This is a genomic window from Streptomonospora arabica, assembly GCF_039531585.1.
Taxonomy (GTDB): domain Bacteria; phylum Actinomycetota; class Actinomycetes; order Streptosporangiales; family Streptosporangiaceae; genus Streptomonospora; species Streptomonospora halophila.
In genome coordinates this window covers 502,743-526,109 of record NZ_BAAAQI010000003.1, presented here as the reverse complement: position 1 = coordinate 526,109, position 23,367 = coordinate 502,743, and the positions used below count along the sequence as shown (strand labels likewise).

At 72.9% G+C, this 23,367-nt stretch carries 19 protein-coding genes and 1 pseudogene; 15 read left to right on the top strand and 5 right to left on the bottom strand.

The window, feature by feature from the left end:
- Window positions 1-132 (top strand): annotated as a pseudogene (locus ABD284_RS08515) (amino-acid N-acetyltransferase); the annotation flags it as partial.
- Window positions 133-168: 36 nt separating this feature from the next.
- Here ABD284_RS08515 and ABD284_RS08510 read toward each other — a convergent pair.
- Entirely contained in the window at window positions 169-3,609 is a 3,441-nt protein-coding gene (locus ABD284_RS08510; protein ID WP_344142002.1) for a UvrD-helicase domain-containing protein, read from the bottom strand.
- A gap of 597 nt (window positions 3,610-4,206) precedes the next feature.
- On the opposite strand from ABD284_RS08510, the gene ABD284_RS08505 reads away from it, so the two are divergent.
- The 4 genes from ABD284_RS08505 to ABD284_RS08490 all read left to right on the top strand — a co-directional run bounded on the left by ABD284_RS08505 (window position 4,207) and on the right by ABD284_RS08490 (window position 9,065).
- Complete coding sequence (locus ABD284_RS08505; RefSeq protein ID WP_344142001.1) at window positions 4,207-4,482, top strand: hypothetical protein; 276 nt, start codon at window positions 4,207-4,209, stop codon at window positions 4,480-4,482.
- 228 nt (window positions 4,483-4,710) lie between these two features.
- Window positions 4,711-5,049 carry a histone-like nucleoid-structuring protein Lsr2 gene (locus ABD284_RS08500; RefSeq protein ID WP_311542977.1) on the top strand — a complete coding sequence of 113 codons (339 nt, stop codon included), beginning with the start codon at window positions 4,711-4,713 and terminating at the stop codon, window positions 5,047-5,049.
- A 450-nt stretch (window positions 5,050-5,499) separates the two neighbouring features.
- Complete coding sequence (locus ABD284_RS08495) at window positions 5,500-8,010, top strand: ATP-dependent Clp protease ATP-binding subunit (protein ID WP_344142000.1); 2,511 nt, start codon at window positions 5,500-5,502, stop codon at window positions 8,008-8,010.
- Between the two features lie 197 nt (window positions 8,011-8,207).
- A complete protein-coding gene (locus tag ABD284_RS08490; RefSeq protein WP_344141999.1) occupies window positions 8,208-9,065 on the top strand; it encodes a thioredoxin-like domain-containing protein in 858 nt (285 codons plus the stop codon).
- A gap of 46 nt (window positions 9,066-9,111) precedes the next feature.
- On the opposite strand, the gene ABD284_RS08485 is transcribed toward ABD284_RS08490, so the two are convergent.
- Window positions 9,112-9,987 carry an HhH-GPD family protein gene (locus ABD284_RS08485; protein WP_344141998.1) on the bottom strand — a complete coding sequence of 292 codons (876 nt, stop codon included), beginning with the start codon at window positions 9,985-9,987 and terminating at the stop codon, window positions 9,112-9,114.
- 96 nt (window positions 9,988-10,083) lie between these two features.
- On the opposite strand from ABD284_RS08485, the gene ABD284_RS08480 reads away from it, so the two are divergent.
- Complete coding sequence (locus tag ABD284_RS08480) at window positions 10,084-10,854, top strand: hypothetical protein (RefSeq protein ID WP_344141996.1); 771 nt, start codon at window positions 10,084-10,086, stop codon at window positions 10,852-10,854.
- 441 nt (window positions 10,855-11,295) lie between these two features.
- Here the strand turns inward: ABD284_RS08480 and radA are convergent, their stop codons facing one another.
- The gene (radA, locus tag ABD284_RS08475; protein WP_344141995.1) at window positions 11,296-12,657 is read right to left on the bottom strand and encodes a DNA repair protein RadA; all 1,362 of its coding nucleotides are present in this window, start codon (window positions 12,655-12,657) and stop codon (window positions 11,296-11,298) included.
- 252 nt (window positions 12,658-12,909) lie between these two features.
- Between radA and ABD284_RS08470 the strand changes: the two genes are divergently transcribed.
- A complete protein-coding gene (locus ABD284_RS08470) occupies window positions 12,910-13,842 on the top strand; it encodes an SGNH/GDSL hydrolase family protein (protein ID WP_344141994.1) in 933 nt (310 codons plus the stop codon).
- Window positions 13,843-13,874: 32 nt separating this feature from the next.
- Here the strand turns inward: ABD284_RS08470 and ABD284_RS08465 are convergent, their stop codons facing one another.
- A complete protein-coding gene (locus tag ABD284_RS08465; protein ID WP_344141993.1) occupies window positions 13,875-14,573 on the bottom strand; it encodes a class I SAM-dependent methyltransferase in 699 nt (232 codons plus the stop codon).
- Between the two features lie 150 nt (window positions 14,574-14,723).
- Between ABD284_RS08465 and ABD284_RS08460 the strand changes: the two genes are divergently transcribed.
- Window positions 14,724-15,653 (top strand): sugar phosphate isomerase/epimerase family protein, encoded by a 930-nt coding sequence (locus ABD284_RS08460; protein WP_344141992.1) that lies wholly within the window; start codon window positions 14,724-14,726, stop codon window positions 15,651-15,653.
- 325 nt (window positions 15,654-15,978) lie between these two features.
- Here the strand turns inward: ABD284_RS08460 and ABD284_RS08455 are convergent, their stop codons facing one another.
- Complete coding sequence (locus ABD284_RS08455; RefSeq protein ID WP_344141991.1) at window positions 15,979-16,902, bottom strand: phosphoribosylaminoimidazolesuccinocarboxamide synthase; 924 nt, start codon at window positions 16,900-16,902, stop codon at window positions 15,979-15,981.
- A 138-nt stretch (window positions 16,903-17,040) separates the two neighbouring features.
- Here ABD284_RS08455 and ABD284_RS08450 point away from each other — a divergent pair, with 138 nt between their 5' ends.
- The 7 genes from ABD284_RS08450 (at window position 17,041) to ABD284_RS08420 (ending at window position 23,358) form a co-directional block, all read left to right on the top strand.
- Window positions 17,041-17,886, top strand: a complete 846-nt coding sequence (locus tag ABD284_RS08450; protein ID WP_344141990.1) for an ABC transporter ATP-binding protein — start codon at window positions 17,041-17,043, stop codon at window positions 17,884-17,886.
- Complete coding sequence (locus ABD284_RS08445; protein ID WP_344141989.1) at window positions 17,883-18,611, top strand: ABC transporter permease; 729 nt, start codon at window positions 17,883-17,885, stop codon at window positions 18,609-18,611. Before ABD284_RS08450 ends, ABD284_RS08445 begins: the two co-directional genes overlap by 4 nt.
- A gap of 105 nt (window positions 18,612-18,716) precedes the next feature.
- A complete protein-coding gene (locus ABD284_RS08440) occupies window positions 18,717-19,652 on the top strand; it encodes a proline dehydrogenase family protein (protein WP_344141988.1) in 936 nt (311 codons plus the stop codon).
- A 104-nt stretch (window positions 19,653-19,756) separates the two neighbouring features.
- Window positions 19,757-20,551 (top strand): pyrroline-5-carboxylate reductase, encoded by a 795-nt coding sequence (proC, locus tag ABD284_RS08435; protein WP_344141987.1) that lies wholly within the window; start codon window positions 19,757-19,759, stop codon window positions 20,549-20,551.
- Window positions 20,552-20,688: 137 nt separating this feature from the next.
- Window positions 20,689-21,870 carry an acetoin utilization protein AcuC gene (locus ABD284_RS08430; protein ID WP_344141986.1) on the top strand — a complete coding sequence of 394 codons (1,182 nt, stop codon included), beginning with the start codon at window positions 20,689-20,691 and terminating at the stop codon, window positions 21,868-21,870.
- Window positions 21,871-22,120: 250 nt separating this feature from the next.
- On the top strand, window positions 22,121-22,918 hold the full coding sequence (locus ABD284_RS08425; RefSeq protein WP_344141985.1) for a phosphatase: 798 nt from the start codon (window positions 22,121-22,123) through the stop codon (window positions 22,916-22,918).
- Window positions 22,919-23,154: 236 nt separating this feature from the next.
- Complete coding sequence (locus ABD284_RS08420; protein WP_156000746.1) at window positions 23,155-23,358, top strand: helix-turn-helix domain-containing protein; 204 nt, start codon at window positions 23,155-23,157, stop codon at window positions 23,356-23,358.
- The last annotated feature ends 9 nt before the right edge of the window (window positions 23,359-23,367 follow it).

Below are 23,367 nucleotides of genomic sequence, written 5' to 3'. Positions count from 1 at the left end.
GAGGAGCTGCTGCGCTCCTACGACGAGGGCGTGGCCGAGTTCCTCGACCTGGAACGGGTCAAGCCCAACACCCTGGGCAACACCCGGATGCTGGTGCACCTCAACGAGCCCGGCACCCCGCGCACGCACTGACGTGCGCGCCGCCCGCGCCGGGGCGGCGCGCACGCCTCACAGCAGGCGCATCTGCTTCTCGCGCGGCCGCCGGCGCGTGGCCGACTCCTCGTCGACCGGCATGGTCAGGCCCGGGTCGATCGCCTCCAGGAACGCCGAAGGTGCCGTGTCGTAGGCGGTGCCCCGCCGGGTGCGGCGCCGTGACCGCGAGAGGTAGAGCCGCTGCCGGGCGCGGGTGAGCCCGACGAAGAACAACCGCCGCTCCTCGTCCTCGCCGGCGGCGCCGCGCGCCTCGCCCGGCAGCCGGAAGGGCAGCAGCCCGTCGTCGCAGCCCACGAGGAACACCACGGGGAACTCCAGGCCCTTGGCCGCGTGCAGGGTCAGCAGCGCCACCCGGTCGGCCCGGGGGTCCAGCGCGTCGACCTCGGCGCCCATGGCCAGCGCCGACAGGAACTCGCCCAGGTCCCGCCCGCACTCGGCGGCCAGCGGGAGCACCAGCTCGCCGGCCGTGCGCAGGTCGGCGCAGCGCTCCTCGGAGTCGGCGTCACCGGCGTGGCGGTCGCACAGCAGCGCCACCGCCGAGCGCACCCGCTCCACCAGCGGCCCGTCGGGATGGCGGGCCAGCTCGTCGGCGAGCATCCGCACGCCCGGCCGCGCCAGCAGCCGGTCGTGCGAGCGCTTCTGGTAAGGCACGCCCGCGGCGTTGAAGGCGCGCATGATCGCCTCGCTCTGGCCGTCGGTGCGGTAGAGGACGCAGAAGTCGCTGAAGGACAGGCCGCCGTCGCCGTCTCCGGTGACCCGGCCGCTGTCCAGCGAGTGCCAGGAGGTGCCGCCCAGCAGCCGGTCGATGGAGCGCGCCACGAACGAGGCCTCCCCCCGCTCGTCGGCGGCCGTGTGCAGGCCGATGCGCGGCGGGTCGGTGAAGTCGCCGACCGCCCGCAGCTCGCGGCCCGGTACCAGCGAGGCGGGGGCGATGGCCTGGACCGCGGCGTCGACGATCGCGGCGTTGGAGCGGTAGTTGCGGCTGAGCCGGACGGTGGCGGCGCCGGGGAAGTCCTCGGTGAAGCGCAGGAAGAAGCCGACGTCGGCGCCGCGGAATCCGTAGATCGCCTGGTCCGGGTCGCCGATGGCGGTCAGGTTCCCGTCGGGCGGGGTGAGCAGGCGCAGCAGCGCGTACTGGCGCTCGTCGACGTCCTGGTACTCGTCGACGCTGATCCAGGGCCAGCGCCGCCGGTACCGGTCGGCCAGCGCGTCGTCGGCGCCGAGCAGGCGCACCGGCAGGGCGACCAGGTCGGTGAAGTCGACCAGGTCGAGCTCGCGCAGCCGGCGCTCGTACGCGGCGTCGACGTCGGACGCGGGAGGCCCGCCCGCGTCCCGGCGGGACAGCAGCCGCCGCCCCTCCTGCTCGGAGCCCGCGGCCTCGGCCGCCACCTCCAGCTGCCGCGCGGTGTCGGCGATGCCGAAGGAGGCCGACAGCCCGGCGCGCTCGTGCTGCTCGCGCAGGATGAGCAGGCCCAGCCGGTGGAACGTGGCGACGGTGAGGTCGCGGGCGCGCTCGCTCAGCAGGTCTTCGAGTCGCTCGGCCAGCTCCTCGGCGGCGCGGCGGGTGAACGTGATGGCCAGGAAGCCGTCGGCGGGGACGTCCCGTTCGGTGACGAGATGGGCGATGCGCCGGGTGAGCGTGCGGGTCTTGCCGGTGCCCGGACCGGCGACGATCAGCAGCGGGCCGCCGGGGGCCTCGGCCGCGGCGCGCTGCTCGGGGTCGAGCCCGTCGAGCAGGCTGCGGGGGGCGGGGGCGGCGTCCGCGTACCCGTCGTCGGGGAACAGCTCGTCGGAATCGGGGCCGTTCGCCTCTAGCGTCGCCGTGGCGCGCGCCGCGGGCGGGGCTGAGGCGGCCGCTGCGGCGCCGGGGGCGGTTGCGGCGGGGGAGGGCGCGGGTTCGGAAACCGTGGCGGCCGTGCCGGTCCCCGAGGCGGCCGCGCGGGGCTCGTCGGAACCGGGCCGCGGGCGGCCGCCGCGGCCGGCGGTCACGCCCGCGCCGCCTCGCGGGCCGGGCTCGGCGCCGCCGCCCGCGCCGCCTCGCGGGCCGGGCTCGGCGCCGCCGTCGGCGCGCCCGCTCCGGTCGGGGCCGGCGCCGTCGCCGCTCGGGTCCGACGGCCGCCGGGGCCCGCGGCGCGGGGCGGTCCGGGAGGGGGAGGGCCCGGCGAGCTCGCCGGCGTCGAACAGCGCGGGCGCGGCGTCGGCGGCGGCCAGCTCCCCGGGCTCGAACATGTGGATCGTGCCGTACTCGCCGTCGTAGCCGGCGTCGCGGACGACCGCCCCCGCGCGCAGCCGGGTGACGGCCTCGCCGAGCAGGGTGCCGCCGACGCGGGCGACCTCGTCGGCGGGCACGGCGGAGAGGATGTCCAGCTCGGCTCCGAGCTCGCCCACCAGCCGGGCGACCTCGCCCTGCACGCGCTTGCTCTTGGGGCCCACGCCGGCGATCTCGCTGACGATCTCGGGCAGCGGCACGAGGCTGGTGAACCCGGCCGCGCCGTCGGGGCGGTGCCCGACAGGGCGGTCGGCCAGTTCGAACACGCGGTGGGAGACCCCCACGGTCAGCGGCTTGGCGCAGACCGGGCAGAGGCCGCCGCGCTCGCGGGTGGCGTCGGGGTCCAGGCGCACCCCGCATTTGCGATGGCCGTCGAGGTGGTATTTGCCTTCCTCGGGGAAGAACTCGACGGTGCCGCGGAATCCGTCGCCGGTCTCCAGAGAGCGGCGTATCGCGTAGTAATCGAGATCGGTGTCGAAGCGCGTGGCCTCGCGGGCGAGCATCGGCGGCGAGTGCGCGTCGGAATTGCTGACCTGCGTATAACCGTCCAGCGAGGAGACGGTCCAGTTCATCTCCGGGTCGCTGGAGAGCCCGGTCTCGACGGCGAAGATGTGCTCGGCGAGGTCGGCGTAGCAGTCCGCGACGGCGTCGAATCCGGATTTCGAGCCGAGAACGGCGAACCAGGGGGTCCACACGTGCGCCGGCACGAGATAGCTTCCCGGGTCGCTGGCGAGGGTGATCTCCAGGAGGTTGCGCGAATCGAGGCCCAGGATGGGGCGCCCGTCGGAGGCGAGATTGCCGATCCGGGCCAAATCCGCGGTGATGGCCTCGGCCGCCTGCATCGTGGGCGCGTAGAGCAAATGGTGTACCTTTCGGGTTCGTTCGCCCCGTTTATAGATGGTGGAGATCTCCACCGACAGCATGAAGCGCGACGGATTCCGACATGCGGGCGGCAGAGTGCGCAGCACCTCGGCTTCGATATCAGGGGCCAGGCGGAACAGGCCCGGCTCGGCCGGGACCAGTTTGGTGCGCAACTCCTCGCGCCAGGCGGGGTGAGTGAAATCACCGGTACCCACCACTCCGACGCCCTTGCGCGCCGCCCACCACGCCAGGTGCTCCAGGTCGCAATCCTTGCTGCAAGCCCGCGAGTACTTGGAGTGAATATGCAGATCTGCGTGGAACTCCACGGTGAGGTCCTCTCAATGCCCACGGTGACCGGACCGCGCGGTGAACGCGCGGAAGTCGCGCCGGCTCCGGACCGCGGATGCCGGACTCGCCCGAGTCAGGGTGCCACGATCCCACAACCGGACGGGACGCTTCGAGGCTTATGCGGGCCGGGGTGGGAGAGGTGTATACGACCGGGTAATGTGTCCAATGCGGTGGAGATCTGCGAGGCGCCTGCCAGGGAGTCTTCGCTTCCCCCTCCTCCGCTGGGAGGGCGGCCGACCATATGCCCGACCCGCCGCGGCATCCAATCCCATGCGTGTTCGGCTGCTTCGGCCACAGGAGGCCGTCATTTTTATGGCGATTCGGTTGCGGCCGACTGCCCGCAGGCGGCCGCACGCGTCTCGCTGCACCCCGAAACCCCTTATGCAGCGGGCTTTCGGGTGAGCGGCTAAAGCTTCCCGCGGTCGGTGTCCGCGCGGGCGCGAAGGATGTCTATGATGACGGTGTCCGCGCCCGTTGTATGAGCGGGCGACTCGGCCCGCCGCCGATCCGACTCGGCGGCACCCCTCCGTGGGGTAATTGCTGCATAAAGTGACACCAAGGAAGGGGTGCGCTCGATGGGCGACGTTTTGTCGGCGCTGCTCCCCCCGGCTGTGGTCGCGGCCGTCTTCTGCACGTTCGTGGTGAAGCTGCTCCGTAAGGAGATGGCTCCCAGAACGTCGGACGGGCGACTCGTGAGCGAGGCGGACTCGTCATCCGGCCGCGGAACCGCGAGTGCCGCAACGGCGTCTCAGCCGGAGGCGGAGGGCTTCGCGGCTGAAGGCGGGGCAAAGAGCGCAGAGGCTTCTGGGCCGGAACTTCCAGACGGGGGGCCCGCGCGGGAGGACCGCTAACCGGTTACGCGCGGGAAAGGAGCGGTGCGCGCCGCGCGTTAACGACTCCCACGGCTGGTCCGGGAGGCGCGGCCCGTATCGGGGGCCGGGCCGCGATTTGCTCCGCGCTCGCGGCCCCGGCATAGGCTGGTCCGGTTTTCGGTGGCGTGGAGAATTGTCTTCCGCGTTCTCTCGGGATAGCTTTATATTCAGGTGCCACTGCACCGCTCTGCTGGAAAGGTTCTATCCATGGCACAAAAGGTTCAGGTGCTTCTCGTCGACGATCTGGACGGCGGCGAGGCCGAGGAGACCGTTTCGTTCGGGGTCGACGGTTCCTCCTACGAAATCGACCTCAGCGCCGGCAACGCCACCAAGCTGCGCGAGGCCCTGGCGCCCTACGTCGAGGCCGCTCGCAAGGCACCGTCCAAGACCAGCGGGCGCGGCGGCAAGCGCCAGCAGCGCAACGCCCCCAGTCGCGAGCGCAGCGCCGAGATCCGCGCGTGGGCGAAGGCGGCCGGCAAGCAGGTCAACGAGCGCGGCCGGATCCCTGCGGCCATCGTCGCCGAGTACGAGGCAGCACAGCGCTGAGCCCTCGACCGGCGCCGGCTCGCGAGTGGCGGTTGCGCGGACCTCTCCGGCACCCGGGAGACCCGCGCAAGGCCATTACCCGCCGGACCGGTCGGCGGCCGCCGCTGTTCGCTGAGAGCAAATACGCGCGCGAATGCGTGTCCACGGCCCGTGTGCCCTCGATATACCGGGGTACGCGGGCCGTTCGCTTGCGGCGTAGTCGGAACACTGGGCCCCCGTTAGGTAGTTGGATGAGGATGAACGCCCTATCGTCGGGGAAAGTCTCAGGCATGGAAGGTCGGCAGCGTCCTTCCGTGCAGGATGTGTTCGTCGGGCGGGCCGCGACGCCGGCCGCTTGGTGGACGGGTGCGGCAGCGCCTCCACGGGGCTTTCCCCTGAGGGGCCGAAATGCGGAAAGCGAGGGTCGGAACTTCCGTCCCTGCCTGACCGCTCTGTGAGGAGCGACGAGACATGTTCGAGAGGTTTACCGACCGCGCACGGCGCGTGGTGGTCCTGGCCCAGGAAGAGGCCAGGATGCTCAACCACAACTACATTGGTACAGAGCACATCCTGCTCGGCCTCATCCACGAGGGTGAGGGCGTCGCTGCGAAGGCTCTGGAGAGCCTGGGAATCAGCCTCGAAGCGGTTCGGCAGCAGGTAGAGGAGATCATCGGCCAGGGCCAGCAGGCCCCCTCCGGCCACATCCCCTTTACCCCCCGCGCCAAGAAGGTCCTGGAGCTCTCCCTCAGGGAAGCCCTGCAGCTCGGGCACAACTACATCGGTACGGAGCACATCCTGCTCGGCCTCATCCGCGAGGGCGAGGGCGTGGCCGCCCAGGTGCTGGTCAAGCTCGGCGCCGACCTCAACCGGGTGCGCCAGCAGGTCATCCAGCTCCTGCACGGCTACCAGGGCAAGGAGCCGCAGGCCACGGGTGCCTCCTCCGAGTCCACCCCCTCCACCTCCCTGGTGCTGGACCAGTTCGGGCGCAACCTCACCCAGGCCGCGCGCGAGAGCAACCTGGACCCGGTCATAGGGCGGGATCAGGAGATCGAGCGCGTGATGCAGGTGCTGTCGCGCCGGACCAAGAACAACCCGGTGCTCATCGGTGAGCCCGGTGTCGGCAAGACCGCCGTCGTCGAGGGGCTGGCCCAGAAGATCGTCAAGGGCGAGATCCCCGAGACCCTCAAGGACAAGCAGCTCTACACGCTCGACCTCGGCGCGCTGGTGGCCGGCAGCCGCTACCGCGGCGACTTCGAGGAGCGGCTGAAGAAGGTCCTCAAGGAGATCCGCACCCGCGGCGACATCATCCTCTTCATCGACGAGCTGCACACGCTGGTGGGCGCCGGCGCGGCCGAAGGGGCGATAGACGCGGCGTCGATCCTGAAGCCGATGCTGGCCCGGGGCGAGCTGCAGACGATCGGCGCGACCACGCTGGACGAGTACCGCAAGCACCTGGAGAAGGACGCGGCGCTGGAGCGCCGCTTCCAGCCGATCCAGGTCGACGAGCCCACGATCTCGCACACGATCGAGATCCTGAAGGGCCTGCGGGACCGCTACGAGGCGCACCACCGGGTGTCGATCACCGACAGCGCCCTGGTGGCCTCGGCCCAGCTGGCCGACCGATACATCAGCGACCGCTTCCTGCCGGACAAGGCGATCGACCTCATCGACGAGGCCGGCTCGCGGATGCGCATCCGCCGCATGACCGCGCCGCCGGACCTGCGCGAGTTCGACGAGAAGATCGCCGACGTCCGCCGCGACAAGGAGTCGGCGATCGACGCCCAGGACTTCGAGAAGGCGGCGTCGCTGCGCGACGACGAGAAGAACCTGCTCACGCAGAAGGCGACGCGGGAGAAGGAGTGGAAGGCCGGCGACATGGACGTGGTCGCCGAGGTGGGCGAGGAGCTCATCGCGGAGGTCCTGGCCACCGCCACCGGCATTCCGGTCTTCAAGCTCACCGAGGAGGAGTCCTCCCGGCTGCTGCGCATGGAGGAGGAGCTGCACAAGCGGGTCATCGGCCAGGAGGACGCCATCAAGGCGCTCTCGCAGGCCATCCGGCGCACCCGCGCCGGTCTGAAGGACCCCAAGCGCCCCGGCGGCTCGTTCATCTTCGCCGGCCCCTCCGGCGTCGGCAAGACCGAGCTGTCCAAGACGCTGGCGGAGTTCCTCTTCGGCGACGAGGAGTCGCTGATCCAGCTCGACATGAGCGAGTTCATGGAGAAGCACACCGTCTCGCGGCTGTTCGGCTCGCCTCCCGGCTACGTCGGCTACGAGGAGGGCGGCCAGCTCACCGAGAAGGTGCGCCGCAAGCCGTTCTCCGTGGTCCTCTTCGACGAGATCGAGAAGGCCCACAACGACATCTTCAACTCGCTGCTGCAGGTCCTGGAGGAAGGGCGCCTCACCGACGCCCAGGGTCGCAACGTCGACTTCAAGAACACGGTCATCATCATGACGACCAACCTCGGCACCCGCGACATCTCCAAGGGCGCGGCGATGGGCTTCGCCAAGGAGGACGACGCCCAGACCAACTACGACCGGATGAAGGCCAAGGTCCAAGAGGAGCTCAAGCAGAACTTCCGGCCCGAGTTCCTCAACCGCGTCGACGACGTCATCGTGTTCCACCAGCTCACCGAGCAGGAGATCATCGACATCGTCGACCTGATGGTCAACGCCCTGGACGAGCGGCTCAAGGACCGCGACATGGGGCTGGAGCTGCGCCCGGCGGCCAAGAAGATGCTGGCCGAGCGCGGTTACGACCCCGTGCTGGGCGCCCGGCCGCTGCGCCGGACGATCCAGCGCGAGATCGAGGACGCGCTGTCGGAGAAGATCCTCTTCGGCGACCTCAAGCCCGGCCAGATCGTGGTGATCGACGCCGAGGGCGAGGGGACCGACGGAAAGTTCACCTTCCACGGCGTGCCCAAGCCCGAGTCCGTCCCGGACACTCCCGCTGTGGAGGAGACCGCGGCCGGCAAGGGCGAGTAGCGGCCGGATCCGGTTGAGCCGGATCCCTCCGGCGCCGGTGCGTCGGCGGTGACCAAGGGGGGCGGTCCTTCGGGGCCGCCCCCTCCGCTTTTCGCGGGCGGATCCGGCGCGCTCCCGGAGTGCTCCCGGGGCTCTGTTCCCGGCGGCGGGCCCGGGCGGGCGTGCCGAGCACCGCGTCCGCTCGATAGGCTTCGGCCGTGGTCCCCCCTGAGAGCAACCCTCCGCACCAGCCTCCGCAGCCCGCCGGCGCGCAGCCGCCACCTGGCGGCGCGGGAGTTCCGGGAGGTCCGGAGCAGCCCTCCGGTCCGCAGCACGCGCACCCGCACGGGGCGCCGCCCGGCCAAGGCGGCTACGGGCCCCCGCACGGATACCCGCAGGGGCCGCCGCCGGGCCCGCCCGGCCGGCCGCCCCACGGATACGGGCCCCCGCCGGGCGGAGGCGGGCAGAAGGGCTCGTCGGGCGCGCTGTGGTGGGTCCTGGGCGGCTGCGCACTGGTCCTCGTGCTCGTGGTGGTCGGCGGCGGAGTGGCCGGCTACCTCTTCCTGCGCGGGGGCGGCGGCTCCGCCGCGCCCGCGGAGGACCTGCCCGGCAGCCACCGGCCCGGCGACATCGCCGGTGTGCGGACCTTCACCGACGTCCCGCGCGAGCACACCGAGGAACTCGTGTCCTACGAGGTGTATCCGCCGCCCGGCGGCAAGCACCACCCGGTGTGGCAGAACTGCGGCGTCTACCGGAAGGAGCTGAAGCCCGAGCACGCCGTGCACTCCCTGGAGCACGGCGCGGTGTGGGTCAGCTACAAGGACAACCAGCCCGGCGACGTCCGGATGACGCTGGAAGGGCTGTACCGCGAGGGGGACTACCTGCTCGTCAGCCCCGCGCACACCCTCCAGCGCGAGAACATCGTCCTGGTGGCCTGGGGCAAGCGCCTGGTCGTGGACGAACCCGACGACCACCGCATCGCGGAGTTCCTGAACACCTACGTGCAGGGGCCGCAGACCCCCGAGCCCGGTGCGCCCTGCAGCGGCGGCACCGACGAGACGCTGGAGACGGCCTGAGCGGGGCGGCCCCGCGGGGCCGCCCCGGCCCGCCGGCCCGATCGGGTCAGTTCGGCAGCGCGTAGGTGCCGTCGTCCAGCGGGTCCACCAGGCCGTCGGCGACGAGCGCGTCCAGCGCGCGCTCGCGCTGCACCGGCTCCTGCCAGACCACGTCCAGCGCCGACTTCGGCACCGGCGCGGGCGACTCCCGCAGCACCGCCAGCAGCCGCCCCCGCACCTGCCGGTCGGTGCCCGCGTAGGTCTGGCCGCGGCGCGGCGGACCCTCGTATGCGGGCTTGCCGGCCAGCCGCCAGGCGCACTGTGCGGCGATGGGACAGTCGGCGCAGGCGGGGGAGCGGGCCGTGCACACCAGCGCGCCCAGCTCCATCACGGCCACCGCCCAGCGGGCGGCCACCGCCGCGTCCGGCGGCACCAGCGACTCCGCCAGCGCCACCTCCGCCTTGGTCTGCGTCTTGGGCGGGTATTCCGCACCCGTGTGGGCCCGGGCCAGCACCCGCCGCACGTTGGTGTCGAGCACCGCGTGCCGCTGCCCGAAGGCGAAGCTGGCCACCGCGGCCGCGGTGTAGGCGCCCACGCCGGGAAGCGCGAGCAGGTCGGCGTGGGAGGAGGGGACCTCGCCGCCGTGCCGCTCCACGATGGCGCAGGCGGCGGCGTGCAGGTTCAGCGCCCGACGGGGGTAGCCCAACCGGTTCCACATCCGCACCGCCTCGCCGGAGGGCTCCTCGGCGAGGTGCGCCGGACTCGGCCAGCGCCGCATCCACGCCTCCCACGCGGGAAGCACCCGCACGACCGGCGTCTGCTGCAGCATGATCTCGCTGACCAGGATCGACCAGGGGGTGGCGTCGTCGCGCCGCCAGGGCAACTCGCGGGCATTGGTCTCGTACCACGCGAGAACGGCTGTGCTGTAAGGGTTGTCGAACATGTCAATCGATGTGTGGATCGGCGGGTTGAGTAGGTACGGCGGCGGTAAACCCGGAATACTGCGCCCATGGCGTCAAGTGCTGGACAACCGGGGCCGGTGAGTCCCGAGACATATTGGAGAAGGCGAGTCTTCGTTCTGGTGGGGCTCTTCGTCGTCGTGGCGCTGATCACCTACGCCTGCACCAGGCCGTCATCACCCGGCGAAGGCGGCGAGGCCTCCGGCACCGGCGGCGCTCCGAGCCCGACGCCCGAAGAGTCGTCGCCCAGTGTCTCACCTCCCGCGTCCCCGAGCGCCTCGCCCAGCCCTTCCGCCGGCGCCGGCCAGGACGCCGGGGGCGGCGGTGAAGGCGGCGGCGACGGCGGCGGAGACACCGGGAGCGGAGGCGGCGACTCCGGCGACGAGTCGGGCGGCGGATCCGACGAGGGCGGCGGCTCCGGCGGGTCCGAGGGCGTCGCCGCCCCCGAGGCGCCCGGCGACCCCTGCCGGCCGTCCGACGTGGTGGTGACCATCAAGACCGACAAGAGCGACTACGACTGGAACGACAAGCCGAAGTTCAAGCTGACCCTGGTCAACACCGAGGACCAGACCTGCACCGTCGACGTCGGCCCCAAGAGCCTGGAGCTGCGCGTCACCTCCGGCGACGACCGGATCTTCTCCACCGCCGACTGCGCCGGCGGATCCTCCTCCGACAAGCAGAAGCTGCAGCGCGGCGTGCCCTACACCACGACCGTCACCTGGGACCGCAAGCGCTCCTGGAAGGACTGCCCCGACCGCGACGTGACGGCCAAGCGGCCCGGAACCTACGTGGTGCAGCTGCACAGCAGGTACGACCAGAAGGCCGAACCGCAGGTGTTCCGGCTGAACTGAGCGCCGCCTGCTCACCGCCGCCGTCCGGCGGACGAGGGCCGGGTGCTTCGCCGCACGGCGGACCGCCCGGCCCTCGTCCGCACCCGGTCCGCCGGAGAGCGGGCGTCATGCGCCGGCCGGCGCGAACAGCAGGTCGAGGCGGCGGCGCAGGATCGCTCCGGACTCCCACCGCTCGGTGATCCGCCGGGCGGGCGGCGCGCCGGCGCGCCGGGGCTCGCTGGGCTGGTGACCGTCGCCTGAGGCCGCGGCTCGGGAGCGCTCACCGGGGACTGTGTCGGCTCGTTTCCGATCGTCGCCGCGGTGCCGTCAAGGTGTTGCCGCTTCGATGTGCGCCGCCCGCATCGCGCGGCGGCGCCGCGGGGGACTTTCGTCAGGGGCGAGCGGGACGCGCGAGCGGCCGGCCGCGCCGCGGCGGTGGTCCCCTCCGCCGGCGGGGGCGGGTCAGCTCGGCTGGGGTGCGGGGAAGGCCGAGCGGAGCGCGCCGCCGACGTCGTCGACGCCCACGATCTCGATCCCCTCGACCGGCTCCTCGCTGTGGCGCGGCACGATCGCCCGCGTGAACCCCAGCCGCTGGGCTTCGACGAGCCGCCGCTGCACGCCGGTGACCGCACGCACGTCGCCGGCCAGCCCGACCTCGCCGATGGCGACCACGCCGCGCGGCAGCGGCTCGTCGCGCACCGAACCCGCCACCGCCAGCGCCAGCGCCAGGTCGACCGAGGGCTCGCCCAGCCGCACACCGCCCACGGTGGAGGCGTAGACGTCGGCGCCGGCGATGCGCACCCGGGCGCGGCGCTCCAGCACGGCCATGACCATGTTCACCCGCGCGGTGTCGAGCCCGGAGTTGGCCCGGCGGGGCTGGGGCAGGTTGGACGACGCCACCAGCGCCTGGACCTCGGCGATCAGCGGCCGCCGGCCCTCAAGGGTGACGGTGACGCAGGTGCCGGGTACCGGTTCGTTGCGGCGGGTGAGGAACAGGCCGCTGGGGTCGGGCAGGCCGAGGATGCCGGAGTCGGTGAGCTCGAAGCAGCCGATTTCGTCGGTGGGGCCGTAGCGGTTCTTCACGGCGCGCAGCATGCGCAGCTGGGAGTGGCGGTCGCCCTCGAACTGCAGGACGACGTCGACCAGGTGCTCCAGCAGCCGGGGCCCGGCGATGGAGCCGTCCTTGGTGACGTGGCCGACCAGCACGGTGGCGATCCCGCGCTCCTTGGCCAGCCGGATCAGGGCTCCCGCGACCTCGCGGACCTGGGTGACGCCGCCGGGCACGCCCGCGACGTCCGGCGAGCTCATGGTCTGCACCGAGTCGACGATCAGCAGCGAGGGCGCGACCGCGTCGACATGGCTGACCAGCGAGGCCACCGAGTTCTCGGCGGCCAGGAACAGCTTGGGCGAGAGCGCCCCCAGGCGGTCGGCGCGCAGCCGCACCTGGCCTGTGGACTCCTCGCCGGTGACGTAGAGCACCGGGCCGGAGTCGGCGCACAGCGACGCGACCTCCAGCAGCAGCGTGGACTTGCCCACGCCGGGTTCGCCCGCGAGCAGCATGACCCCGCCGGGGACGACCCCGCCGCCCAGGACGCGGTCGAGCTCGTCCAGGCCGGTGGGGGCGGCGTGCGCGGTCTCGACGCTGATCTCGGTGATGGGGCGCGCCGGGGTCGAGACCCGGGCGGGGGCGATCACGGTCGAGGTGGGGGCGCCGGACTCCTCGACGGTGCCCCACGCCTGGCACTCGCCGCAGCGTCCGACCCATTTGAGGGTGGTCCAGCCGCATTCGCTGCAGCGGAAAGTGGTCTTCGCAGCCTTGGCCATGCCCTGCACGGTAGCGGTCGGGGGAGACATCGCGTGCCCCCGCGGGCGCGGTCTGTGGAAAACCGGGCGGGCTGTGACTACGGTCGGTAGCGTAAACGTCGCACAAGGTCGGTGTCCGGGTGTGGTCGGCGGTGTTGACGCAGCGCACTCGGGCGGTGACATTCGGGGTCGACGCACTCGGGCGGCACGTCCGCGCCGTCCGCGCCGGCCCGGCCGATCCGCTCGGCGCCCGCAGCCAACCAGGAGCCGCCCGTGTCCGCTGCCCGAGCCGCCCGCCGCGGCGCACCCGCCGCCCGCTTCCTCGCCCCCGCCTGCGCGTTCGTCCTCGCCGCCGCCACCGGGGATCCCGCGGCCGCCGCCACCGGCGGCGCCGCGCCCGGAATCGCCGCCGAGTACGTCGCGCTGGGCGACTCGTTCACCTCCGGCCCGTTCATCCCGCCCCAGTACGGCGACCCCGCGCTGTGCCTGCGCTCCCGCTCCAACTACCCCAACCGCGTCGCCGAGGCGCTGGGCGCCGCCGAGTTCACCGACGCCAGCTGCATCGGCGCCGAGACCGAGCACATGACCCGGCCGCAGAACCTCGCGCTCACCTCCAACCCGCCGCAGCTTGACGCGCTCACGCCCGGCACCACCCTGGTGACCCTGGGCGTCGGCGGCAACGACCTCGGATACGCCGAGATCGCGCTCAAGTGCCTCGCCCTGGCGCCCACCGATCTCGACGGCGACCCGTGCCGCGACCACTACACCGGCCCGGGCGGCGACGAGCTGCGCGAGCGGCTTCCCGGGGTCGGCGAGCGCATCGGCGGCGTGCTTGAGGAGGTCCGCGAGCGCAGTCCGGACGCCGAGGTCGCGGTCGTCGGCTACCTGGAACTGCTGCCCCGGCACGAGAGCTGCCTGCAGGCCCCCTACGCCGACGGCGACGTCGAGTACCTCTACGGGATCTGGTCGGAGCTGAACACGGTCATCGCCAAGGCGGCCGCCGACGCGGGGGCGGTGTACGTCGACACCTCGGGTCCGGGCCACGACATGTGCGCGGCCCCCGGTGAGCGGTGGGTCGAGGGCATCTTCCCCAACCGCCCCGCGGCGCCCGTGCACCCCAACGCGGCCGGAATGGCCGCGGTCGGCCAGCGGGTGCTGGAGGCACTGGGAGCCGAGGAGGTGCGGCAGGACAGCCCGCACCTGTGACCGCCGGCCGCGGCGGCCGCCCGCGGCCCGTGTCAGTACTCGCGCCACCACAGGTTGACGGCGTAGTCGACCTCCAGGCCGGTGTGCTCGGCGACGACCTCGTCGGCCACCTGCGGGGACAGTTCGATGCGCACCACCGCCTCGAAGTCGGCGCGGTCGCGGAACGACCAGCGCATCGTCAGCGGCGTGCGCGAGAACCCCTGCCGGAACCAGAACCGCTGGACCCGCTCGGGGTCGTAGTCGGGCAGGAACCGGCGGAACCAGCCGCCGAACGTGCTGCGGGTGGCGTCGTTGTCGATGACGAAGGCCACCCCGCCGCGCCGCATGACCCTGCGCAGCTCGGCCAGCCCCGGCTCGCAGCCGGGGCCGAGGAAGTACGCCCAGCGGGCGTGGGCCAGGTCGACCGAGGCGTCGGGGACCGGGAGCCGCTGGGCGACCCCGGAGCGCACCTGCACCCCCGGCATGCCGGCCGTGCGCGCCCGGGCCGCCCGGGCGAGCCCGTGGTGCGGCTCGACCCCGGTCGCCCGCGCTGCCTCGCGCGCGAACCGGGCCAGGTGGTAGCCGTCGCCGCAGCCGATGTCGAGCACGTGGGCGCCGGCCCTGCCGCGCACCTCGCGCATGGCCGCGTCGATCACCCCGTCGGGGTCGGCCGCCCGGTTCTCCAGCTCGTAGACGCGCGGGTGGTGCCAGATGTTGGGGCTCGGGACCGCCCCCGCCAGTGCTGCTCTCACCCGACGAAGGATAGGCAGCCCGGGAAGCGCCCGGCGCGGACGCCCGGGGTGCGGAGGGGCGGACGCCGCGCCGCGCGCCGGTCCCGGCTCCGGCGCGCCCGCGGCCGCCCCCCGATCCAGCAGGCCGCGACAGCACATACTCTTGGTTGAGTGAGTTCCGTCCAGGTTCCAGACGCGCCCGTCGTGCTGTCGACGGCGTCGGTCTACCCGGAGAAGACGCCGGCCGCCTTCGAGATCGCCGCCAAGCTCGGCTACGACGGCATCGAGGTCCTCGTATCCACCGACCCGGTCAGCCAGGACGTCGACATGCTCCGCCGGCTGTCCGACTACCACGGCGTGCCCATCCTGGCCGTCCACGCCCCCTGCCTGATCTTCACCCAGTGGGTGTGGGGCCGCGACCCCTGGGGCAAGCTGGTCAAGTCCAAGGACATGGCCGAGGCGCTGGGCGCGCGCACCATCGTCGTGCACCCCGCGTTCCGCTGGCAGCGCGAGTACGCCCGCGAGTTCGAGACCGGCATCGAGCGCATGCAGGAGGAGACCGACGTCGCCTTCGCGGTCGAGAACATGTACCCGGTGCGGATGCAGAACCGCGAGGTCGTGCCCTACGCCCCCAGTTGGAACCCGATCGAGCGCGACTACCCCGATGTCACGCTCGACCTGTCCCACTCGGCCATGTCGCACTCCGACGGCCTCGAAATGGCCAAGCAGCTCGGCGACCGGCTCTCGCACGTGCACCTCGCCGACGGCACCGGCACCCAGAACTTCGACGAGCACCTGATCCCCGGCCGGGGCACCCAGCCCTGCTCCGCCGTGCTGGAGCACCTGGCCACCACCGGCTACAACGGCCAGATCGTGCTCGAGGTCAATACGCGCAAGGCCGCAGACTCCGAGACCAGGCACCTGGAGCTCGCCGAGGCGCTGGCCTTCACCCGGCTGCACTTCGCCGGTGTCAGCACCGACCCCGCCAGCGACGGCCCTCAGCACCGGCAGCGCGCGACGCTGCTGCGCGAGCCCGCCGAGACCGCGCCGCCGCGGACTTTCGCGGTGTCCTCGGAAGGGACGGTCGACCTCACGGGCTGAGGTCGACCCGGAACCCGGCCCGCCTCCGCCGTCCGGCGTCCGTCGGCAGTCCGGCGCGGGCGCGGCACGGACCTTCCGGCGCGCGAACCAGGGGTGAGCCCGCGATCCGCCGAGGCCGGCGCTGCGACGGTGTTGTGCGGTTGTGATCTCCATGGGTGTCCGAACCGCTGTCTGCGGCCGGGTTCACCCGAGTAGCTCCCGTCACCCCCGCAGCCGCCGCGGGCGGCGACGATCAGGCGCCGGCGGCGCGGGGGCTGAGACGAAGGGGGGCGTGCCCGCCCCCTTCGTCGTGTCCGGCCCGCTCCGGGCGGGCGCCCGAGCGGGCCTACCTCCAGCGGCGGCCGGTGATGCGCTCGTAGCACTCCACGTAGCGGGCGCGGGTCGCCTCGACGATGTCCTCGGGGACCTCCGGGCCGGGCGGTGTGCGGTCCCACTCGGCGATCGTGCTGCTCCAGTCCCGCAGGAACTGCTTGTCCAGCGAGTTCTGGGTCCGGCCGGGGCGCCACTGGTCCGCGGGCCAAAAGCGCGACGAGTCGGGGGTGAGGACCTCGTCGGCCAGGACGAGTGTGCCGTCGGGGGCGCGGCCGAACTCCACCTTGGTGTCGGCGATGACGATCCCGCGCTCGGCGGCCAGCTCGGCGCCGCGGGAGTAGATCCGCAGCGTGGCGTCGCGCAGGCGCTCGGCGGTTTCGGCGCCGATCAGACCGACGACGTCGTCGTAGGTGATCGGCTCGTCGTGGCCCTCCGCGGCCTTGGTGGTGGGGGTGAACACCGGTTCCGGCAGCCGCGACGCCTCGACCAGGCCGCCGGGCAGCGGGTTGCCGGAGAGCGACTTGTGCTTGCGGTACTCCGCCAGAGCCGACCCGGCGAGGTAGCCGCGCGCGACGAACTCCACCGGCATCATCTCCAGCCGCCGGCAGCGGATCGCGCGGCCTGCCCACTCGGCCGGGACGTCGCTGGCGGAGACGACGTGGTTGGGCATGATGTCGGCGAGGCGCTCGAACCACCACAGCGACAGCTGGGTGAGGACCCGCCCCTTGTCGGGGATGGGGGTGGGCAGGACCACGTCGTAGACGCTGACACGGTCTGAGGCGACGAGGACCAGGTCGTCGCCGTCCGCGTAGACGTCGCGGACCTTGCCGGAGTGGACGGGTTCCATGGCTTGTCTGCTGTCCTTGCTGTGGGTCGGTGTGCGCCCGGATACCGCCGCGGCCCGCGGCCCGGTCGCCGCTCGGCGGCACGACGACATGACCCTACTCCATCGCCTTGTGCGCCTTTCAGGAGGTCGTCGAGGCGCCGGCGGCCGCGTGCGCACCGCCGGCGCCGCGCCCTGCGCGCGCCGCGGGGGGCCGTTGTGCGCCGGCGCGCCGCGGGCTACGTTCGACGCATGGACGGTTCCGCGCCGGTGATCGACGTGCAGGGTCTGCGTGTCGTCCGCGGCGGGCGCGAGGCGGTGCGCGGTGTCGACTTCGGCATCCCGCCGGGCGAGGTCACCGGCCTGCTCGGGCCGAGCGGCTGCGGCAAGTCCTCGCTGATGCGCGCGATCATGGGCGTGCAGGTGGTCGCCGGGGGCACGGTGACCGTGCTGGGGCGGCCGGCGGGCCACCCCGGGCTGCGGCGCAGGGTCGGCTACGCCGCGCAGACCCCCTCGGTCTATGCCGACCTCACGGTCGCGGAGAACCTGCGGTACTTCGCCGCGGTCCTGCGCGCGCCCCGCTCCGACGCCGAGCGGGTGCTGGCCGAGACCGGGCTCGCCGAGTCCCGCAAGCAGCAGGTCGGCCGGCTCTCGGGAGGCCAGCGCGCCCGCGCGAGTCTCGCCGTCGCGCTGCTCGGTTCGCCCGAGCTGCTCGTTCTCGACGAGCCCACCGTCGGCCTCGACCCCGTCCTGCGTGAGGAGCTGTGGCAGATGTTCCACACGCTGCGCCGAAGCGGCACCTCCCTGCTGGTCTCCAGCCACGTCATGGACGAGGCCGGGCGCTGCGACCGACTCCTGCTGATGCGCCAGGGCCGCGTCGTCGCCGCGGAGACCCCCGACGCGTTGCGCGAGCGCACCGGCACACCCGATCTGGAGCAGGCGTTCCTGCGGCTGGTCCGCGGCGGCGAGTCGGCCGGGGCCGCCGGGCCGAGCGCCGCACCCCGCACGCCCGGGCCGGGCACCGGCGGCCCCACCGGCGGCCACGGGCGCCACGAGCGGCCCGGCGGCGGCTCCGCTGACACCGGAGCCCGGCCGTGAGCCCGGCCGCCGCCGCCACCGCCGCACGCATCCTGCGCCAGCTCAGGCACGACCCGCGCACCGTCGTCCTGCTGATCGCGGTGCCGGCGGTGCTGCTGGCCCTGCTGCGCTACGTCTTCGACGACGAGCGGTTCTTCGACCGCCTCGCCCCGCAGCTGGTGGCCGTCTTCCCGTTCGTCGTGCTGTTCCTGGTGACCTCCATGGCCACCCTGCGCGAGCGGCAGTGCGGCACCCTGGAGCGGCTGATGACGCTGCCGGTCGGCAAGCTCGACCTGCTGTTCGGCTACGCGGCGGCTTTCGGGCTGGTGGCCGTGGTCCAGGTGACCGTTGTGGTGGCCGCGGCGCTGGGCCTGGGCATGGAGATCGAGGGAGGGCTGTGGGTTCTCGGCGCCATCGCCCTGGCCGACGCGCTGCTGGGAATCGCGCTGGGCCTGTTCGCCAGCGCGTTCGCGCGCACCGAGTTCCAGGTCGTGCAGTTCATGCCCGCGTTCGTGATGCCGCAGATCCTGCTGTGCGGCCTGTTCGCGCCGCGCGAGGACATGCAGGCGATCCTGGAGGCGCTGTCGTATGCGATGCCGCTGTCCTATGCGGTGGAGGCCATCGGCGACGCCGCCTCCTCCACCGACGTGACCGGCGACCTGATGGCCAACACCGGTGTCGTGCTGGGATGCGCGGTCCTGGCCCTGGTCCTCGGTGCCGCCACGCTGCGGCGCCGCACGCCGTGACCGGCGCCGGGGCCGCACGGCGGCGGTCGCGTACGCCCCGGCCGGGCGCCACTAGGCTCGGAGGCGGCGCGGCACGAGGCGAGTCCGGCGAGTGAGGAGATCGGGATGGTTCTGCGGCAGACTCTACTGGCGGCCGCGCGCAGCGACCGGTTGCGGGCGCTCGCCTCGGGCACCCGGCTCACCCGCGGCGTCGTCGACCGCTTCGTGGCGGGCAAGCACGCCGAGGACGCGGTGCGCGCAGCGGGGGAGCTCGCCGAAAAGGGCATCCTGTCCTCGATCGACCACCTCGGCGAAGACACCGAGCACCCCTCCCAGGCCGAGGAGATCACCAAGGGCTACCTGCACCTGCTCCACCTGCTCAGCGAGGCCGGGCTGACCGACTCGGCCGAGGTGTCGGTGAAGCCGACCGCCGTCGGCCTGGCGCTGGGCGGCGAGGGGCCGCGGCTGGCCGCCGACAACCTCGCCCGGATCTGCGCCGCGGCCGCCGAGGCCGGAACCACCGTGACCGTCGACATGGAGGCCGAGCGCCACGTCGCCCCCACACTGCGGCTGGTGGCCTCGCTGCGCCCGGAGCACCCCTGGCTGGGGTGTGTGCTGCAGGCCTACCTGCACCGGACCGAGGGCGACACCGCCGCCGTCGCCTCCGAGCCCGGGGCGCGGGTGCGGCTGTGCAAGGGGGCCTACGCGCCCGACCCCGTCACCGGCCACACCGCGCGCCGCGACGTCGACGCCGCCTACGTGCGGTCGCTGCGACGGCTGATGGACAGCGAGGCCTATCCGATGGTGGCCACGCACGACCCGCGGCTGATCGACATCGCGACCACCCTGGCCCGCCGATTCGGCCGCACCTACGACGGCTTCGAGTACCAGATGCTCTACGGCGCGCGCCCCGACGAACAGCGCCGCCTCGCCGACCTGGGAGCCCGCATGCGCGTCTACATCCCCTACGGTGCCGACTGGTACGGCTACCTCGTGCGGCGCATGGCCGAGCGCCCCGCCAACGCGGCCTTCGCCGCGCGCTCCGTACTGCGCCGCCGGTGAGCGCGCCGCCCGCGGACGGCCGCCCCAGGCAGGGGCCTGCGGGTGCGCTGCGGACCCGCGCCTCGGTAGCGTTGAGGAAAAGGCGGACGCTATGGGGTGAGGTCATGATCGCGATCATCGGCGGCGGCAAGATGGGCGAAGCGCTGCTCGCCGGGCTGCTGGCCACCGGGCACGAGCCGAGCGGGGTCCTGGTCACCGAGCCCGACCCGGCGCGGAGCGAGGCGCTGCGGCAGCGCTACGGCGTCGCCGCCGTCTCCCCGGCCGAGTCCGCCGACCGGGCCGACGCGCTCATCCTCGCGGTCAAGCCGCAGGACATGGTCGACCTGCTCGACCAGCTCGACGGCGCGATCGGCCCCGACACCCTGGTCATCTCCATCGCGGCGGGCATCACCACGTCGCTGCTGGAGAAGCACCTCTCCGGCGAGGTCGCCGTGGTGCGCGCGATGCCCAACACCCCCGCGCTGGTGGGCCGCGGCATGACCGCCGTCGCCGGCGGCGCACACACGAGTGCGGACCAGCTCGACCACGCCGAGTCCCTGCTGCGTTCGGTGGGCGAGGTCGTGCGGGTCGCCGAACGGCACATGGACACCGTCACCGCCATCTCCGGCAGCGGCCCGGCCTACTTCTACTTCATCGCCGAGACCATGATCGAGGCCGGCGTGGCCATGGGCATGACCCGCGAGGCGGCCAAAAAGCTGGTCACCCAGACCATCGGCGGCGCCGCCGCGATGCTCGACGACCCCGGCGCGCACCCCGTGGTGCTGCGCGAGGCCGTCACCTCGCCCGGCGGCACCACCGCCGCGGCGGTGCGCGAGCTCGAGCGCCACGGCGTGCGCACCGCCTTCACCGACGCGATCGAGGCCGCCCGCGAACGCAGCCGCGAACTCTCCGAGGGGTGAGGGCACCGGCCTCCGGGCCGGCGGCCGGGCAGGGCGCCCCGCTGGCGGCCGCCCCCGCGGGCGTTGACTAGGCTGGGACGAGGCGGGTGACTCCCCACACACCCGCGCAGACGCTATCCGCTCGGCGGGAGGGGCACATGGCCTGTTCGCTGCACGTCGCCTGGGATGACGGGCTGACCTCCTACAACTTCGGTCCGCAGCATCCGCTGGCGCCGGTCCGGGTGGAGCTGACGATGGCCCTGAGCCGCGAGTACGGGGTGTTCGACCGGCCCAATGTGGCGCTGCGCCCGATCGAGAAGCCCGCCTCCGACGACCTGCTCGGCCTCGTCCACGACTCCGACTACATCGAGGCGGTCAAGCGGGCGGGCACGACCCTGGAGCCCGACGACCGGTACTGCCTGGGCACGTCGGACAACCCGGTCTTCCCCGACATGCACGACGCCTCGGCCCTGGTCGCGGGCGCCTCGGTGCAGGCGGCCTCGGCCGTGTGGAACGGCGAGTCCGAGCACGCCGCCAACATCGCCGGCGGGCTGCACCACGCCATGCCGGCCGGCGCCTGGGGCTTCTGCGTGTACAACGACGCCGCCCTGGCCATCGCCTGGCTGCTGGAACAGGGCGCCAAGCGCGTCGCCTACGTCGACGTCGACGTCCACCACGGCGACGGCGTGCAGGCCATGTTCTACGACGACCCGCGGGTGCTGACGATCAGCCTGCACGAGTCGCCGATGACCCTGTTCCCCGGCACCGGGCGGCCGTCCGAGACCGGCGGCCCCGGCGCCGAGGGCTACGCGGTCAACGTCGCCCTTCCCGCCGGAACCAACGACTCCCGCTGGCTGCGGGCGTTCGAGGCCGTCGTCCCGCCGCTGCTGCGCGAGTTCCAGCCGGAGGTGCTGGTCACCCAGCAGGGCGCCGACACCCATGCGCTGGACCCGCTCGCCAACCTGATGCTCAGCCTCGACGGCCAGCGCCGCACCTACAGCGCGCTGCACCGCCTGGCCAAGGAGACCGCCGGCGGGCGCTGGGTCGTGCTCGGGGGCGGAGGCTACGAGCTGGTGCAGGTCGTGCCGCGGGCCTGGACCCACCTGCTGGCCGAGGCCTCCGGCGCCGGGATCGACCCGGACCTGGAGACCCCGCAGAGCTGGCGCGACCTCGTCCGCGAACGGACCGGCGAGGTCCCCCCGCTGTACATGACCGACGGCCGCACGGTCGAGGTCACGCCGTTCGAGGCCGGGTTCGACCCCGAGGACCGCGTGGACCAGGCCATTCAGGCCACCAGGCGCGAGGTCTTCCCCAGCCACGGGATGGACCCCAGCCTTTAGCGGCCGCGGCCGAGCGGAGGGCCCGGCGGGATCCGGACACCCGCGCACGCCGGTCGGGCCGGGCCGAAACCCGGTCGGCGCCGCGCCGCCCACCCCGGAGCACCGGCGGAACGCAAAGTTGAACATGTCATGAAAGGGGTATGACGCCTCGTTAGACCGTGTGCCCTCCCCTTGCACGGGCGGGGCGGGCACCCACCGGGCCGCCGGACGCCGGGTCGCAGACGCCGGTCATTAGGGAAGGGGATCGCTGGTGACGCCGCCTTCGCGCGCAGAGCTCGTCGCCTATCTCGTGCGCACCGGAATCGCCGGGCACGTCGACACACCCAGGCAGAACAATCTGCGGCACTACCGGCGGCTGTGCCACAAGGACCCCTACTACCAGTTCGGGTTGACCTTCGAGCACGAGTGGCAGTTCGACGAGGTGCTCGCGCTGATGTCCAAGCGCTGCGGCGTGGTCGCCGACGAGGCCCATCAATGGGGCATCGACACCATCGACCCCGACCGCACCGTCGACGCGCTCGACGGCACGGCCGACCGCCTGGCCCAGGCCGCGCGCCGCCGCGAGCGCGTCATGTTCGCCACCGGCCACCCCAAGAACCTCGCCGAGACCTACCGCACCTGGAAGGCCGCCCTGGAGTACCGCGGCTGCGAGGTCGTCACCGCGGCGGCCGGCTACTCCTACGAGGTCGCCACCGAGCACCCGCCCAACCGCCGCGTGCTGGTGTGGAAGGACGGCGTCGGCTTCGTAATGGACGGCGGCAGCCCGCGGCACAGCCACCACCCTTTCGCCATGCGCGCCGCGCTGCAGGCCATGGCCGACGACGGTCGGCAGTGGCCGCAGTTGGTCATCGCCGACCACGGGTTCGCGGGTGCGGCGGGTGAGGCCGGTGTGCCGACCATCGGGTTTGCGGATTGCAACGATCCCGCTTTGTTCCTGGCCGAATACGAGGGAAAACTGCTGACCACGGTGCCCCTGGACGACGGCTACGCGCCACCCGAGTACCGGCCGCTGGCGGCATACGTGCTGGAGAGGGCGGGACTGGCCTGAGCGGCGCCGGGAGGGCCCGAGGGGCTACCCACTCCTAAACCTCACGTGACCCCCGACTCTCATGTAGCTGCAGAGACAGCAAACCCGACCTTTCAATGCCGTGCCCACGGATCTACCCTGAAATCGGACGTGCCAGCAGTTACCGAACGACACGCCGGCGGGGCGATGGCTCCGCACCGCCGGATGTAAGAGGCAGGGACATCCACGCTCACGTCCGGAAGTGAGGGCGTCGGAAGATGAACGGGAGTAAGGCTCCTCTCGACGAGGTCCGGTTCCTGACCGTGGCGGAGGTCGCCTCGGTCATGCGAGTGTCCAAGATGACGGTCTACCGAATGGTCCATTCGGGCGCGCTCCCCGCGATCCGCGTGGGGCGCTCCTACCGCGTACCCGAACGTGCCGTGCAGGACTACCTCCGCGAGGCGTTCGTCGAAGCGGGCTAGGGCGCCTTC